The 14741-nt window shown below is 66.8% G+C and carries 14 protein-coding genes; 10 read left to right on the top strand and 4 right to left on the bottom strand.

Translation table 11 applies throughout. The features are described from left to right. Window positions 1–86: 86 nt before the first annotated feature. From JMV16_RS06225 to JMV16_RS06215, 3 genes are all read left to right on the top strand, one after another. Entirely contained in the window at window positions 87–2249 is a 2163-nt protein-coding gene (locus JMV16_RS06225) for a PEP-CTERM sorting domain-containing protein (RefSeq protein WP_201493326.1), read from the top strand. Then, entirely contained in the window at window positions 2239–2550 is a 312-nt protein-coding gene (locus tag JMV16_RS06220) for a hypothetical protein (protein WP_201493384.1), read from the top strand. The genes JMV16_RS06225 and JMV16_RS06220 overlap by 11 nt, the downstream gene beginning before the upstream one ends. Window positions 2551–2669: 119 nt before the next feature. Further along, on the top strand, window positions 2670–3239 hold the full coding sequence (locus JMV16_RS06215; protein WP_201493325.1) for a DUF1566 domain-containing protein: 570 nt from the start codon (window positions 2670–2672) through the stop codon (window positions 3237–3239). Between the two features lie 87 nt (window positions 3240–3326). Here the strand turns inward: JMV16_RS06215 and JMV16_RS06210 are convergent, their stop codons facing one another. Together JMV16_RS06210 and JMV16_RS06205 are read right to left on the bottom strand one after the other, a co-directional pair. Further along, on the bottom strand, window positions 3327–3689 hold the full coding sequence (locus tag JMV16_RS06210) for a hypothetical protein (RefSeq protein WP_201493324.1): 363 nt from the start codon (window positions 3687–3689) through the stop codon (window positions 3327–3329). A 9-nt stretch (window positions 3690–3698) separates the two neighbouring features. Further along, window positions 3699–6698, bottom strand: coding sequence for an ATP-binding protein (locus JMV16_RS06205; protein WP_201493323.1), 3000 nt, complete (start codon window positions 6696–6698; stop codon window positions 3699–3701). Window positions 6699–6866: 168 nt separating this feature from the next. Between JMV16_RS06205 and JMV16_RS06200 the strand changes: the two genes are divergently transcribed. From JMV16_RS06200 to truD, 7 genes are all read left to right on the top strand, one after another. Beyond that, the gene (locus tag JMV16_RS06200) at window positions 6867–7139 is read left to right on the top strand and encodes a YlcI/YnfO family protein (protein ID WP_201493322.1); all 273 of its coding nucleotides are present in this window, start codon (window positions 6867–6869) and stop codon (window positions 7137–7139) included. Further along, the gene (locus JMV16_RS06195) at window positions 7136–7450 is read left to right on the top strand and encodes a type II toxin-antitoxin system RelE/ParE family toxin (RefSeq protein WP_201493321.1); all 315 of its coding nucleotides are present in this window, start codon (window positions 7136–7138) and stop codon (window positions 7448–7450) included. Before JMV16_RS06200 ends, JMV16_RS06195 begins: the two co-directional genes overlap by 4 nt. Window positions 7451–7602: 152 nt before the next feature. After that, window positions 7603–7824, top strand: coding sequence for a hypothetical protein (locus JMV16_RS06190; protein WP_201493320.1), 222 nt, complete (start codon window positions 7603–7605; stop codon window positions 7822–7824). Beyond that, window positions 7809–10520: a PD40 domain-containing protein gene (locus tag JMV16_RS06185; RefSeq protein WP_201493319.1), complete on the top strand. Its 2712-nt coding sequence runs from the start codon at window positions 7809–7811 to the stop codon at window positions 10518–10520. The genes JMV16_RS06190 and JMV16_RS06185 overlap by 16 nt, the downstream gene beginning before the upstream one ends. Before the next feature lie 267 nt (window positions 10521–10787). Next, entirely contained in the window at window positions 10788–11612 is an 825-nt protein-coding gene (locus tag JMV16_RS06180) for a S1 family peptidase (protein WP_201493318.1), read from the top strand. A gap of 35 nt (window positions 11613–11647) precedes the next feature. Next, complete coding sequence (locus JMV16_RS24425; RefSeq protein WP_255511412.1) at window positions 11648–11773, top strand: hypothetical protein; 126 nt, start codon at window positions 11648–11650, stop codon at window positions 11771–11773. A gap of 141 nt (window positions 11774–11914) precedes the next feature. Continuing rightward, a complete protein-coding gene (gene truD / locus JMV16_RS06175; RefSeq protein ID WP_201493317.1) occupies window positions 11915–12928 on the top strand; it encodes a tRNA pseudouridine(13) synthase TruD in 1014 nt (337 codons plus the stop codon). Window positions 12929–13039: 111 nt separating this feature from the next. On the opposite strand, the gene JMV16_RS06170 is transcribed toward truD, so the two are convergent. Next, window positions 13040–13618 (bottom strand): imm11 family protein, encoded by a 579-nt coding sequence (locus tag JMV16_RS06170; RefSeq protein WP_201493316.1) that lies wholly within the window; start codon window positions 13616–13618, stop codon window positions 13040–13042. 10 nt (window positions 13619–13628) lie between these two features. Next, entirely contained in the window at window positions 13629–14561 is a 933-nt protein-coding gene (locus tag JMV16_RS06165; protein WP_201493315.1) for an AHH domain-containing protein, read from the bottom strand. Between the last annotated feature and the right edge of the window lie 180 nt (window positions 14562–14741).

The raw sequence follows: 14741 nt of genomic DNA, 5'->3' as shown, positions 1-14741 counted from the left end.
GCTAAGGGAAACGCTGAAGAAACGCCTGTCACCGAGGATGGCGCCGCGCTGGACGAGCGTCGCCCGGCAAGCCCCCCGGAGACACCATGACACCCACACCGCTCGCCCGTGCCTTGCTGGCTGCCGGGCTCATCGTGTTCGGCCCCTGGGCGGCTGCGGCAGGGCGCGCCGATGTCATTGGCCTGCGTGCGCCAACGGACGTCTCGAGTGTTGGCACGGGCATCAATGACGCCGGCCAAGTGGTTGGTCAGAAGGTGAACCGCTTCGGCTTTGCAAGCGCCTTCCTGTTCACGGGCGGCGCGATGCAGGACCTGGGCACGCTGGCCGCGCCCTACAACTACGTCAGCGCGGCCAACGGCCTCAATGCCAGCGGGCTGGTCGTGGGCGACTCCTGGTTGAGCTTCGTCACACCGCGTGCATTTCTCAACACGGGCGGCGTCATGAGAGACCTGGGCGCGCTGGGTGGCATCAAGAGCTATGCCAACGGCATCAATGCGGCGGGTCAGGTAGTGGGCTCGGCGGAAACTGGTGCCTTGGACCAACACGCCTATCGGTGGACAAACGGCGTGATGCAGGATCTGGGTACCTTGGGTGGCCGCTTCAGCGCTGCAACGGCCATCAACGCCAGTGGCCAGGTGGTCGGCAGAAGCTCGCGTGCAACGGGCCCCGAGCACGCCTTCCTGTATTCGGGGACGACGATGCAGGATCTGGGCACCCTGATCGTCGGCGGAACGAGTGAGGCGCGCGCCATCAACGACAGCGGTTGGGTAGTGGGAACTGCGTCCAAAGGGGGAATCCCTCAAGGCGCGTTTCTGTACGCCAATGGGGTGATGCAGGACTTGGGCAGTCTGGCCGGTGGCAGCAGCAGCGCCTTAGGCATCAACGCCACCGGCCAGATCGTCGGAGCCTCCTTTGTCGTCTCCAACGAAGGTCAAGTCTCGCATGCCTTCTTGCACAACGCAGGCACGATGTTCGACCTCAACAACGTGGCCCCCGCAGGCTGGGTCCTGCGCGATGCGGCCGGAATCAATGCCTACGCCCAGATCACGGGCACCGGAGTTCTTTCAAGCCAGAATTCCCGCGACCAAGCCTACCGGCTGACCCTGCACCCCGACTGGCAAGGCGGCAACGGCAGCTGGAGCGACGCCAGCCGCTGGAACTACGCCGGCATGGGCGCCTTCGGCATCACGCCCGGTGCGCCGCATGACGTGCTCATCAACCCCATCGGCAGCGCCACCGTGTTCGGCCCGGTCGATGCCACGGTGAACCGTCTCACGGTGCAGGCGGCCAACGGCCAGATCGCCACGCTCAACCTGGCCCGTGGCGCCATCTACGCGCAAAACGGCAGCACGCTGGGCCACAACGGCACGCTGACCGGCAGCGGGCGGCTGGCCGGTGACCTGCTCATCCAGAGAGGCGGCCGTGTGCTGGTGCGCGACAACGAGGCCATGCAACTGGCCGGCGCAGTGGAAAACCTGGGCAGCATCGACGTGCAGGCCACCACCGGCCGCGCCACGCTGGAAGTGGGCGGCCCGCTCAGCAACGCCGGCAGCCTGAACCTGATGAATGCCGACCTCGCCGCACGCGGTGGCATCACCAACAACGGCCGCATCAGCATTGCTGGCACCACCAGCATCTACGGGCCGGTGACCAACGGCGAAAACAGTCTGATCAGCGTCTCGGGCATCGCCTCGCACGGCATGTTCTGGGGTGACTTCACCAACGAGGGCTCTTTCATCGTGACGGCAGGCTCCACCGCCACGTTCTTCAACTGGGTGGGCGGCATCGGCAGCTTTGACGGCGCCGGCACCAAGAACTTTGCCAATGGCTACGCGCCGGGCAACAGCGCAGCGCTGGTGGCGCTGGACGGCAGTGTCAACTTCGAGGCCGGCGCATTGGCGATGGAACTGGGTGGCACCGCAGCCGGCAGCGGCCACGACAAACTGGTGTTCGGTGGCCCGGTGGCGCTGGGCGGCGCGAGCCTGCAGGTGCTGTGGCTGGACGGCTGGGCCGGCCAGGCCGGCGACCACTTCGACCTGTTCGACTGGAACGGCAGCCCTGCCGGTCGCTTTGCCAGCATCCGCCTGCCCACCTTGGCCGCCGGCCTGGCCTGGAACAGCAGCCAGCTCTACACCAGCGGCGAGTTGAGCATCACCGCCGTGCCCGAACCGGGCAACTGGGCGCTGATGGCGGCAGGCCTGGGCGTGCTGGGCGCGCTGGGTCGCCGCCGCAGCCTGCGTGAAATCTGAGCCGGTGCTTCATCGTGACAACACGCCACGGCAGGGCGAAGCCATGAGCGAGGGCCGGCTCTACGTGCTCAAGGTCTGGCCCGAACCCGGCCACTTTCGCGCTGACCTGCGTGCCGTGGAAGAAGTTGAGGTGTTGCGCTTTGAAGGTGTGCAACCGCTGTGCGAGCACATCGCCAGTTTGGCCGATGCCCCCGCAGGGGCGCCTGACGCGGAGCCGACTGCCCCACCTGCCAACCCCCCGGCTGGAAGCGCTGGCGAAACGCCGGAGAAACGCCTGGGCTCCACATTGCGCAGCAGCTGATGCCGCGCAACCGTTGCCCGCTTGCCCTTGCACCCCTATAGACCTGATCTTGTCGCGCTGGCGGAGGCGTTGAAAGCGCCGCCCTGATTCTGTCCACCACCCCCAAAGGGAGAAATGTCATGTCAACAATCACGTCCCGAAATGTCCTGCTCGTTGCAGCCTGCTGCCTGCCGGCCATCGGTCATGCAGCCCTCGAAGACCGCGGCGGCGGCCTGATATACGACAACGTACGCAAGATCACCTGGCTGCAGGACGCCAACTACGCCAAGACCAGCGGCTACCCCACCCAATTCATCGACGGCTCGATGACCTGGAGCGCAGCCAACACATGGGCGAACAATCTCGTGTTCCACGATAGCGTGCGCAATGTCGACTACAGCGATTGGCGGCTGCCGACAGTCGTTGGCTCTGGTCTGGTTGACGGGTTTGCGCCGAAGGACCCGCTCTTTATCAATATCGAAAACTTCTACTACTGGTCTGGGTCGGGAGACCATCCGAGTAATCCCAGCTCGGTCTGGGCCACGAATTACGGCGATGGGACCGTAACCACCATATATCCCGGCAACAACGTCTATGCGTGGGCGGTTCGCTCCGGTGATGTGGCCGCTGTGCCGGAGCCGCAGACCTACGCGATGATGTTGCTGGGCATATCCGCTCTGCTGGTGGCGGTGCGCCGGCGGCCAAGTTGATGCCTGGGCGCTTCGAGCCCTTTTCGGGGGGGGGGCGGTAGCGCCTGACGGCGGACTTTCTTTGCTTCTGTCCGGGCGGCCGCTGCTTTACCTCTGGCAACTACCGTGCGCTGGTGTGGAGCCGGCCGAGTGACGCGGCCGGCTGGCGACGTCGGCGACCGACACCTTCAGGACCAGCATGGGCGCGTCGGAAGACATGGGCGGGCTGCTGTTCATGGAAGCTTGGACCTGCACGCCTTCCAGCACCAGGCAATGCCGATGAATGTTGGGGTCGGCGAACGAGCCAGGGCGTCGGATCAGCGTGACCGCGCCGCAGTCGGCTTCGGCAGGATGGAGCCCAGACTGGCCGAGCAGGCGGGGCGTGATCACGCGGTGCGCCACCTGCGGCACTGGCGTCACCCGCTCGGGGCTCAACGCAACCAGCTCGTCGTGGGCATACCGCGAGACCACGCGGGCGGCTCAGGGCGCGCCGCACAGGTCGGCCAGCCAGGCTTCTTCCGGGGGCGCCCGCTCGCGCAGCCGGGCGCAGGCTTCGTCGTCCAGGTTCAGCGCCGTGAGGTGGCGGCGCGCCACCATGCGGTCGGTCATCTCCAGCACCGGATGTTCGGCACCCACCAGCCACAGGGTGGCCGCCTCCTCCGTGCGGCCCTGGGCGCGCAGGGCTTCGCCCCAGACGATCAACGCCTGCATCGGGTGCGTTTCGAAGGCCTTGGCACGGGCCATCTGCACCACGCGCACCAGACGCTGGCGGCCGTTCGCAAAACGGCCGTGGTGGAAGTCGATGCGGGCCAGGCCCATCTCGGCCGCCATTTCCAGCAGGGCCTGCGGCATCTCGCCCTGCCCGGCCAGCACGGCATGCAGAGCCTGCGCGGCAGCGTCGAACGCGCCAAGTTCGATGTCCACCAGGGCGCGGTTCAGCCGCGCGTAGGGCACGGTGTGCTGCACGGCATGCACCTGGCAATGGCGCAGGGTCTCGTCGAACCAGTGGCGGGCTTCTTGCCACTGCCCCAGCGCCCGGTGCAGGTTGCCGATGTTGTGCAGCCGTGTGTTCAGCAGCTTCGCGTCGCCCAGTTCGCGCACGATGGCCAGGGCTTCCTGGTTGGCCGCCAGTGCGGCTTCGAAGCGGCCCAGCGATTTCTCCGCAATCGCCAGGTTGCTCAGGGCGACCGCCACGCCGTAGCGGTCGCCGTCTTCCAGGGCCAGCGCCTTGGCACGCTCCAGCGGCGCCATCGCCTCGGCCGCGCGCCCCATTTGCCACAGCACGAGTCCCTGCGTGTTCAGGCAGCCCTTGAGCGCCATGCGCTCGCCCGCGCGCTCGGCGCTGGCAGCACCCGATTGCGCCATGGCCAGTGCCTCGGCCGGTTCACCCCGACGGAACAGCAGCGCGCTGATGGCGTGCCGCAGCCGCGCCAGCAACTGCGCCGCCTGCAGGTCGATCTCGGGCAGGGCCAGTGCGGCGCGGAACTCGCGCAGGCCTTCATCGGTGCGGCCGCTGTTCTCGAAGTAGGTGCGCCAGGGGCCGATCATGTCCAGCAGCAGCGCCGCCTGGCCGCGTGCCAGGGCGTGTCGCCAAGCGCCGCGCAGGTTCGCGAACTCAGCATCGACTGGCGCGGCCAGGCGGGCCGGCGCGCTGCGCGCCAGCGGTGCGAGATCGACCATCTGGCGCGCAAAGTGGGCCGCGTGCCGGTCTTGCAGGGCCGGGCGCGACAAGCCGGCCGGCATGCTCGCAAGCCGTTCGGCGGCATAGGCCTGCACCACCGGGTGCATGGCGAACCGCCCCGCGTCGTCCACCGCGAGCAGGCTCTTGTCCACCAGCGCCGACAGCAGCGGCAGCGAGCAGCCCGCCACCGCCTGCGCCGCAGCCCGCGTGAAGCCGCCCTCGAAGACCGACAGCGCCGCCAGCGCTTCCCGCTCGCGCGGCGCCAGCAGTTGCCAGGTGCCGTCGAGCACGGCGCGCAGACTGGCGTGATCGGGCCGCGCCGGCGCACCACGCGCGGCGGGGTCGCGCTCGAGCAGGTCGATGGAGCCGCGCAGATCCTGCGCCATCTGTTCGGGCGGCAGCAGCCGCACCCAGCCCGCGGCCAGCTCGATGGCCAGCGGCATGCCGCCCACCGCCTCGACGATGTCGATCACCGCCGGCAGGTGGCGGGCCAGCACGAAGTCGCGCCGCGCCGCGTGCGCGCACTGCTCGAACAGACGCACGGCGTCGAAGCTGGCGGCGGCTTCGAGGTCGCGGCTGTCTTCGTCGGGCACGGCCAGGCCGGGCAGCGGCAGCACCCACTCGTCGCGCAGGTGCAACCGCGTGCGCGACGTGAGCAGCAGCACGGCAGCCGGCGCACCGTCGAGCAGCCGCTGCAGCGCTGCTGGCAGCTCGTCCAGGTGCTCGGCGTTGTCCAGCACCAGCAGCAGCCGTTCGCGCGGCAACTGGCGCAACAACTGGTCGATCGGGTCGCCGGTGTCCAGCATCTTGACGCCCAGCGCCTGCGCCAGTCGGGCCAGCGCCGCCGGCAGCTGGGCTGTGTCCTGCAGCGCTACCCAGTGCACGCCGCCGGCAAACAGCGCGGCGCAGCGCGCCATGAGCTGCTGCGCCAGGCGGCTCTTGCCGATGCCCCCCGGCCCCAACAGCGTGAGCGCGCGGCAGGCCGGCTGTGCCAGCAGCTCTTGCGCCTCGGCCAGCTCGAGCCCGCGGCCAACGAAAGCGCCGCTCGCGGGGCGCGGCGGCGGCAGCTCGGGCCCGGCAGCGGCCGGCGGGGGAACGCCATGCACCAGGTCGCGCAGTGCGCGCGACGGTTCGACGCCGAGCTCATCTACCAGCCGCGCGGCGTATCGGCGGTATGCGGCCTGGGCCTCGGCGGGCCGGCCGCAGGCCTGTTCGGCCCGCAACAGCGCGCCGATGGCGGGTTCGTCCAGCGGGTCGACGTCCAGGATGCGCCGCGCTGCAGCCGCCTGGGCCGACGGCGTCCCCGGCGTCTGCAATTGCCCGTGCGCGGCGGCCAGCCAGGCCTCGTCGATGCGGGCGCGCGCGGCCGCCAGCACTTCGGTGAGCGCGGCGTTGTCGGGGTCGTCCATCCCTTGCAGCGGCGGGCCGCGGCGCAGCGCCAGGCCTTGCGCGGCATCACCGCGCTGGCCGGCGTCGTGCAGCGCCTGCAAGTCGGTGGCGACGTCCCAGCGCAGGGCGTGGTCCGTCGCTTCGAGCGCCTGCGCGCCGGGCACGTCTCGGGCCCGAAACACCACCTTGCGCAGGTTGCGCCGGGCCTCGGCCAACGGGTGCGCGGGCCACAGCAGCGCCGCGATGCGGTCGCGGTCGAGCCACTGGCCGCGCTCGAGCGCCAGCAGCAGCAGCAGTTGGAAGCGGCGCTCCGCCGCGAAGCTCACCGCTGCGGCGTCGGGCGCTGGCAACAACTGCGGCACGCCCCACAGCCGCAGCTGTGGTGGGAACGGGGCCGACGCGTGGGTCATGGCCCGAGTATCCGCAAGTGCGGCGGCGGGGGGAAGCCGTGGCTCAGCCTGTGCGGCTGGCCTGCGACAGGGCTCGTCGCTCGAATCCAATGAAGCGCAGTCCCAGTCGAGGCAGCCCGAGACCCGAGCGCACTTGAGTACGTAGTGCGATTGCGCTACGGTCCGCGAATGAAAGCCGCCGTCATTCCTCGAATCCGAGTCGAGCCGGAGTTGCGTGCTGATCTTGATTCCGTACTGCTGCCCGGCGAGACGCTGACCGATTTTGTCGAGGCATCGGTGCGTCGGGCGGTCGAATTCCGTCGGGTGCAAACCGACTTCACCGCGCGTTGCGACGCCTCGTTGGCAGAGTACGAGCGCACCGGGATTTCCGTCTCGACGGACCTCGTTCTATCGAGGCTGGAGGCAAAGATCGCCGCACGGGTAAAGCAGCTGCGCAGATGACGTTCAAGGTCGAGTTCATCCCTGAGGCGGATGCCGATCTGGATCGTCTGTTCGACTTCCTGCTTGAGCGCGCCTGGACAGTCGAAGAGGCCATGCGCGCCGACGAAGTCCTCGCGGTGGTTCGCTTGGTTGCACAAAGTCATCTGCCGACCACACCCTACGGCTACCGCAAGGTAGGTCAACGCCCAACATTGCGCGAACTCATCGTTCCTTTCGGCTCTACGGGGTACGTCCTTCGTTTCGACATACGCACTCCGGGACTGGTCCTCGTCATCGGCGCGCGCCACCAGCGCGAAGAGGACTACCACTGAAGTCCAGCGGTTTGCGCCGATCCAGGCGCATCGCAAGGAGCCCGTAGGGCGGCTGCAGATGCGCCCGGGTCGCCGGGAAACGCCGGAGAAACGCCCCTGCCATAAGGTCTGCCCCGGACGTGGCCCTTGCCGCGTTGCAAGGGGACACAGCCGTGGACGAATCCAACCTCTACCTGGTGCGCGTGTGGTCTGCAGGGCCGCGTTTCCGCGCCACGGCGCGCCGCGTCGATGACGACGCGACGCAGCTCTTTGCCGCGCCGGACGAACTCCTCCACTTCTTGTCCAAACCCGCGACCCAGGCCGAGCTGCCCGCGCCGCAGGGCCAGCCCCAAAGCAATGGAACCACCGGAGGAACACCATGCGCCAGCATCTGAATCGCACCCTCGAACGCCCCGCCCGGGGCCTGGGAAGAACGTTGTGGCTGGCCGGCGCGCTGGCCCTGGCCTTGCTGGCGGGCGGCTGCGGTGGCGGCAGCAGCAGTGACCCGGCACCCACCCCTGCGGTGAGCGTGCCGATCGGCCCCCCGGTCACGCAGACCGTGGGCACTGCCGGCGGCACGGTGCAGGCCACCGCGTCGGGCGTCAAGGTCAGCCTGAGCATCCCCGACGGTGCCCTGGCCTCGGACACGGTCGTGAGCATCACGCCGCTGGCCCCCGCGGCCGGCGACGTGGTAAGCGTCAGCCTGGCACCCGGCGGCTTCGTCTTCGCCAAGCCAGTGACGGTGGTGCTGGAGTACCCCGCCGGCCAGGTGCCCGGCGCCCGGGCCAGCCTGCGCCAGCGCCTGGGCACCGCCGACAGCTACGTGGCCACCACCGTGGACACGGCCGCGCGTACCCTCAGCGCCCGGCTCACCACCTTCGGCGGCACGGCGCTGGACACGCTGGCCCAGCCCGCGGTGGCGGGCGCACCGGTGGACGCCGGGCGTGCGCGGGCGCTCAACGCCCGGGCGCTGGCCGACCCGCCCCCAGCGGCGGAAGGCACGCTCAGTGCCTCCAGCACCACCACCGCCGCCGAGATGGTGGCCAGCGCCCGGCGCCAAGTCACGATCATGGAAAGCGAGGGTGACTTCGTTTCCGCCTTCGCATTGCAGGCCAGCATGGCCAGCCTGATCATGCGGCGCGGCGACCCGAACTTTCCGGTGGACGCCATGGTGTTCCTGGGCGATGCGCACGACACCGCCTGCCGGGCCTTGAGTGACGCGATCGAGAAGGCACGCACCGCCCCCGTCACCAAGCTGGCCGACTTCAAGCCCTTGCGCCAGAAGCTGGGCGGTTGGTGGCGCATCACCGAAGCTGGCGACATCAACCAGAGCGGCTGCCCGGGCGCGAGCGTCGACACCTTCATGGATGCCGGCCTCGCACTGACCCAGCGAGAAATCGACTTCCAGAAGCTGAGGCTGGCTGTCGTCAGGACCCCCAACGATCTCAAGGAACCGTCTGAAGCCGTGAAGGTGGCGCGCCGCGCCAAGCGCGACCTGGAAGCGCTGCAGGCCGCCGCCGATGCGCTGGACCTGCCGCCCCTGCCGCTGCACGCGCCCGGCAGGGCCTACGCGAACCAGGCCCGTGCGCTGGCCACACGCGGTGCCGCCAGCTACGCCGGCATCATCCAGACCCAACTGCTCGACCCCCTGGTGACCCCCGTGCGCGAAGCCGCCTGGACGGTGGCCAAGGACAGCCAGACGCTGGCGCACTACCCCTCGGTGATGGAAGCCTTTGGCGGTGTGCCGGCGCTGGCGCAGGACGTGCAGTTCGTGCGCACCCGCATCGAGGTGCGCATCAACAACGCCAGTGGCGAGTTGCTGGGCCGCAGCGTGCTGGGCTTCGACGCCGTGCCTGACACGCCGGCCAACCCCAAGCGCACCGACTCGCTGACCGTCAACAAGGGTGGCACCGTGGCGATCAGCGGCAACATCGCCAACCTGGAATGCGCCAGCGCGGGCACCGAGACGCTGAAGGTCACCTTTGACGACGCCGAAGTGGCCACCGTCAGCGCCGGTGGCGGCAACCTGCTGGCCGGTGCACTGAGCACGCTCACGCCCACGCGGCTGCTGCAGGCCGCCGGCCTGCCCGCCGACGACACCGGCACGCACACACTGCGGATACGCCGCAGCAACAGCCCTTGCGCGGCCACGCTCGGCATCTCCGATGACCTGCTGGCCACCGTGACCTTGTCATTCGCGGCCGAGCGCAGGATCTACTTCAGCGCGACCACCGGCGGCGACTACGAAGGCCCCGGCATCGAGTCCATCAACGCCGACGGCACGGGGCATGCCGTGAACACGATCAACCCCGCCGTGCCGTGGTGCGTGCCAGACGGCGATACCCCCTCCTGCAACTTTGCGGCCAGTGCCCAGGATCAACAACCGGCACTGTCGCCTGACGGAACGCAGCTCGTCTTCTCACGCCCGCACGCGTTGGGCGCCAACAATCCCGACGGCATCATGCTGGCCAGCGCCAATGGCGGCGGGATCAGGCCGCTGACCGATGCCCAGGGCCTGGAAGTCGACCACTCACCCTCGTGGTCACCCGACGGCAGGCGCGTCGCCTATGTGCACTACTCGGGCGATTCCAGCCAGCCCCAGAGCTTGCGGGTGGTCAACCTCGACGGCAGCGGTGCGGTTCAGCTGGCCAACATCACAGCACTCTCTGGAACGGCCTGGTCGCCCGACGGGAAAACGATCGCCTTTGCCCGCGGCGCAGACTCCCCGGGCGTCTACCTCGTCGCGGCCGATGGCAGCGGCCCGCCCCGCCAATTGGTGTCCAGCGACAGTGCGTCGTTGACGTCTTCGGCCTGGTCGCCCGATGGCCGGCGGATCGCATTCCACGGGTACGGCACATCGGGTAACCGGGGCATTCAGGTCGTCAGTGCCGATGGCACGGGCCCAGCCACCCTGATGGACGCCATGTACTTCCCACCGGCGTGGTCACCCGACGGCAGCGAGCTGGCCTACGTCGGCTGCGCTGGCACCGGCTGCCCCATCCATGTGTTGAAAATCGAAAATGGCACGGTCAGGCAGCTGAGCGGTCGAGTTGGGGCAGGAATGATCCGTGGCGACCTGAGCTGGCGCTGAACCGGCCCGCCAGCCCGCCATTGTCGCTGCGCGGGTTCGGCCTCCCGGCATGAACCGCGCCGCCCTTTGAGGAGGCTCCTTCGATCGAGAGGGGAGCCAACATCAGGAAGTCAAGGCTTTGGGGATCGGGAGACTGCAATGAATACGCTTTCGGGCTGCGAGTCGGTAGACACTTCGTCGAGGCGCGGGCATGCGCCTGGATGCCTTGACCACAGGTCCAAGCGCCCAGTTCGCACGGCGGAACTGTCGCGTCGGGCCAGAGGGGCAATGTCGGCCACATTGTTCGCGCTGACATGCGCACTGGCGACCGATGCCCGGGCCATCCACCTGGGCCTTGCCGATATCAGCGGCCAGTTCGCTGGCATCGGCATGCTCATGCCGCCAGCGACTCACGACGCGTGCACGGGCACGATGCTCAGCGACAACGTGTTTCTGACAGCGGCGCAGTGCGTCTTCAATCTGACACCCGCGGATGGCCTGCAGTTTTCGCTGGGCGCGGGCATGACCGCCCAAGTGACCGAGATCCGTGCCCATCCCGGATTTGCCACGGTTGATGGCCTCAACCTCGCCTTCGACATCGCCTTGGTCGGATTGAACAGGACCGACGTCGCCGCGTGGAGCGGCGTCACGCATTGGGTGATCGACACGGCCGCGCCAGCGGCTGGGTCGGCCGTCACTGACGTCGGCTTCGGTGAGACCGGCAACGGTGTGGGCAGTGGCGTGCGACGGTCTGGCGCGGTTTCCATCTCACAGTACATCGGGTCGGAGGGCCCCATCGGGGTCGAGATCCCTGATGCGTTCATTGAGACCATCCCGGTGGGCGGGCTCGCCCAAACCTTCTGTCGAGGCGACGCCGGTGGGCCGCTGCTCGCCAACAACAAGATTGTCGGCGTGGCTTCGTTCAGGTTTGCCGTTTCGTGTGATGAGAGCGGACCCGGCTACTACGTCAACGTCCAGCGCTTTACCGGATGGATCAGCGAGAACTTAAGTGACATGGACCCGCAGCGCAACGTGCCCGAGCCAACACCGCTGGCGCTGCTAACGGTTGGCTTGATCGCCCTGGGTCTGGCTCGGCGCGAGACAAGGTTCTGATGGCGGGCCCGCGGCGGTTCGCTCAATCGACGGACTTGTTCGACGTCGGCTTGATCGGCGTGTTGTTGGCAGCGACGAGGTCGAATCACTTGAACGGCCTGTTGGTGCTGCCTGCCGTGATTCCCCTGGCCGGCAACGAGCCGACGGTCCACCTGTCGTAGCGCGCAACGGTTCCCATTGGAGTCGCATCTGTTGACGATCGTCAAGGCATGCGGGTAGGGAGAGAATCACTGCTTGGGCTGTCCCTGGTCGGCTGGATAGCCTGCCCACCCCCATATACAGCTGGTGCCATCAGACCGATCATGAATGACGCTCAATACACGGCCTTGCCGCAGTGGCCCAACGCTTATCCGGCCAGCGGCGCCAGGGCCACCCTGAAACTCCTCAACGAGGATTTCGTCGTGGCCGAGTTGCCGCTGCAGCCACCCTCCGGGGAAGGCGAACACATCTGGCTGGACATCGAAAAGAACGGTGCCAACACAGCCTTCGTCGCCCAGCAACTGGCCGAGGCCGCCAACGTGCAGGACAGAGACGTGGGCTATGCAGGCCTCAAGGACCGCTATGCCATCACCCGTCAGTGGTTCAGCATCTACCTGCCCAAGGGCGAGGCACCCGATCTGACCCAGCTTCAGCACCCGGAATTCAATGTCCTGAGCCAGAGCCGCCACGTAAAGAAGCTGCGCCCCGGTGATCTGCAGGGCAACCGATTCCGCATTGTGCTGCGTGACGTGACCGGCGATCGCGATGCCATTGAGGCCAATCTGAAAGCCGTTGCGTCACATGGCGTGCCCAACTACTTCGGCGCTCAGCGTTTCGGCCACGACGGCGGCAACGTGACGCAGGGCCTGGCCATGCTGGCTCGCGAAATCCGCGTCCGCAACCCGAAGAAGAAGGGCATCTACCTGTCGGCGGTGCGCTCCTTCGTCTTCAATGAAGTGCTGGCGCTGCGCATCCAGCAGGGACTCTGGGGCAAGACCCTGCCCGGTGACGTGATGGACGAGGCGGGCCAGCCTACCGGACCGCTCTGGGGTCGGGGCCGCGTGACCACCACCGATCAAGCGCAGGCCCTGGAAAACGGTGTAGCTGAACGTCACTCCACCTTGTGCAACGGCATGGAACATGCCGGTCTGGATCAGGCTCGCCGCGCCCTGGTGGCGAGCCCAGTGGACATGTCTTGGGAATGGCTGCAAGCCAATCAACTGGTGCTCAAGTTCTCCTTGTCCGCCGGAACTTACGCCACTTCCGTTCTGAACGAGATCCTCCGCACCACGGAGCCTGCCCGGCACACAGAGAACGAGTCTTCGGCTGTCGAATGATGGGGGCCTCACCTCGGACTGAAGGGCGCAGACCCTGTTCGCGGACCCACCTCATCCTCAATGACCGTGTCGTCCTGGACTTGAGTTTTATCGGGTCGGCTCACTGCGACTTCAACCCGACCACTCCCCTTGTTCGTAAAACGTCATGCCTGTGATCTGCTGCTCTATGGCATTTCTCACCAGCTCGTGGACGACGATGGCACTGGGTGCCTCATATAGGCGAAATAGCAGCGCACCGCCAGCCTTCGCATCGTCGATGCAAAGACTGTCGAACATCATCGGGATGCCGTCGTCGTCTTCGGGAGGGTCGTACTCCGACTTGCTCATGTCGGCGCAGTCCACCAATCCGACCACATTGACCGCCTTGTAGTTCTCGATGGCGTCCGAACGGGTGCGGTCGCGAATTCGCGCCGGAAAGCATTCGAGGTTTGAGACACCCGCTGCATGCAGCACCGCAATCAGCGCATCGCTCATAAGGACGATCGTCGATTCGTACATCGGACACAACTTGCCGGGATAGCGTGGATTGAGTTCGAACAGCACCGGGTCGGGGACATCGAGGTCAATTCGTGAACCCGTCATCCATGGTGGACCGTTCCATTCGCTGAGAAGCGAGACGGAAGTGGCAGGATGAACGCCCTCGCAGGTCATCACGCTGTATTTGCTTGGCGCGGGCTTGGACTTGGACATTTCGATCCCATTAGGGCTTGTTATAGGCCCTGAAAAAGGCGGCCTTTGATTTTGGATTGCCCATGATATCGGTAAACACTTGGTCGGAGGCCATCCAGGGGTCACGACGAGCCCAGTAGCGCGGCGAGAGGCGCAGCTTGCCTCGCAGGTGAGCCGAAAGTCGATACAGCCGATTCTTGACAATGTAAGGCGGAGGCGACTGATCCTTGCCCTGGCAGTCGTCGCACTGCGTCTGGTGCTTCATTAGCAGCAAAGACATCTTGTTCAGCAGCTTCAGCACGTTGTTGCTGTAGTGGACGTGCGTGTCATGGAATTGGGAACCGGTGCTCTTCGTGACGGCGGCGATATAGCGGTAGCACCATTCCACATGGCCTGGGGTTTCGATCAAGACACTCCATGTGGACTTGCTCGGATGAACGCCGGTGCGTATGGCATAACTGCCAGGCAGCCATACACCGTTGTGGCTCCCATTGATGTTGTAGCCGATGTTGCGGGAGACAGTGAAGGTCTTCTTCTTTGGCTGAGTTACCTGCATCTTTCCACCCTTCTTCATGTAGCTCTTGAAGAGTTGGCTTTCGTACAGAGACGCATTGCCGGGAATGATGTGATGGGCCGCTACGGTGAAGGGATAGTCAACGCCATCGACCTCGACCTTGGGCTTGGAGGGGTCACGTTTTGTATCGACCTGAGGGGCCTTGTACCGCGGCGGATCCCCGCCAAGCACATTCCAACTGCCGTCGCTACCTGGTGATCCGCCCTCCAAGTTGTTGCCCAACTTGCTGGCGCTATTGTCCTGTGCTGCTGCCATCGTGACGCTGTCGTCCCAGGCGAACTCCTCGTCCTCCGGACGAGGATCATCCGGCGGTTCCGCCTCGTCGAACGGACACTTCCTCGAAAGCGTGCTGATCCCGGCGGCCTTGACCGCCTCACCGAGTTGGGTCACGAGCGTCTCCTGGTGCCGTGGAGGATATTTTCATTCTATGGCCGAGAATCCCCGGCAAAGATCCTCTGAGCCAAGTAGAGCCATGGCTGGCTTCGATGCTGACGGTGGCCGATGAAACGGGCGCGGCCGATGTTCGTCGCTGCCTCATGCCTTGACCAGCAGTTGAGCGCCGCTGACCTT

Origin of the sequence: Rubrivivax sp. A210 (assembly GCF_904426505.1) — a bacterium.
Lineage (GTDB): Bacteria > Pseudomonadota > Gammaproteobacteria > Burkholderiales > Burkholderiaceae_C > Rubrivivax.
The sequence above is the reverse complement of the archived record's forward strand: the minus strand, read 5'-3'. Positions and strand labels throughout refer to the sequence as shown.

What these genes read in the sequence shown, in the direction of transcription:
- JMV16_RS06225 (WP_201493326.1), top strand. Translation starts at nt 87, where the DNA reads ATGACACCCACACCGCTCGCCCGTGCCTTGCTGGCTGCCGGGCTCATC.
- JMV16_RS06215 (WP_201493325.1), top strand. Translation starts at nt 2,670, where the DNA reads ATGTCAACAATCACGTCCCGAAATGTCCTGCTCGTTGCAGCCTGCTGC.
- JMV16_RS06205 (WP_201493323.1), bottom strand. Translation starts at nt 6,698, where the DNA reads ATGACCCACGCGTCGGCCCCGTTCCCACCACAGCTGCGGCTGTGGGGC.
- JMV16_RS06200 (WP_201493322.1), top strand. Translation starts at nt 6,867, where the DNA reads ATGAAAGCCGCCGTCATTCCTCGAATCCGAGTCGAGCCGGAGTTGCGT.
- JMV16_RS06195 (WP_201493321.1), top strand. Translation starts at nt 7,136, where the DNA reads ATGACGTTCAAGGTCGAGTTCATCCCTGAGGCGGATGCCGATCTGGAT.
- JMV16_RS06185 (WP_201493319.1), top strand. Translation starts at nt 7,809, where the DNA reads ATGCGCCAGCATCTGAATCGCACCCTCGAACGCCCCGCCCGGGGCCTG.
- JMV16_RS06180 (WP_201493318.1), top strand. Translation starts at nt 10,788, where the DNA reads ATGTCGGCCACATTGTTCGCGCTGACATGCGCACTGGCGACCGATGCC.
- truD (WP_201493317.1), top strand. Translation starts at nt 11,915, where the DNA reads ATGAATGACGCTCAATACACGGCCTTGCCGCAGTGGCCCAACGCTTAT.
- JMV16_RS06170 (WP_201493316.1), bottom strand. Translation starts at nt 13,618, where the DNA reads ATGTCCAAGTCCAAGCCCGCGCCAAGCAAATACAGCGTGATGACCTGC.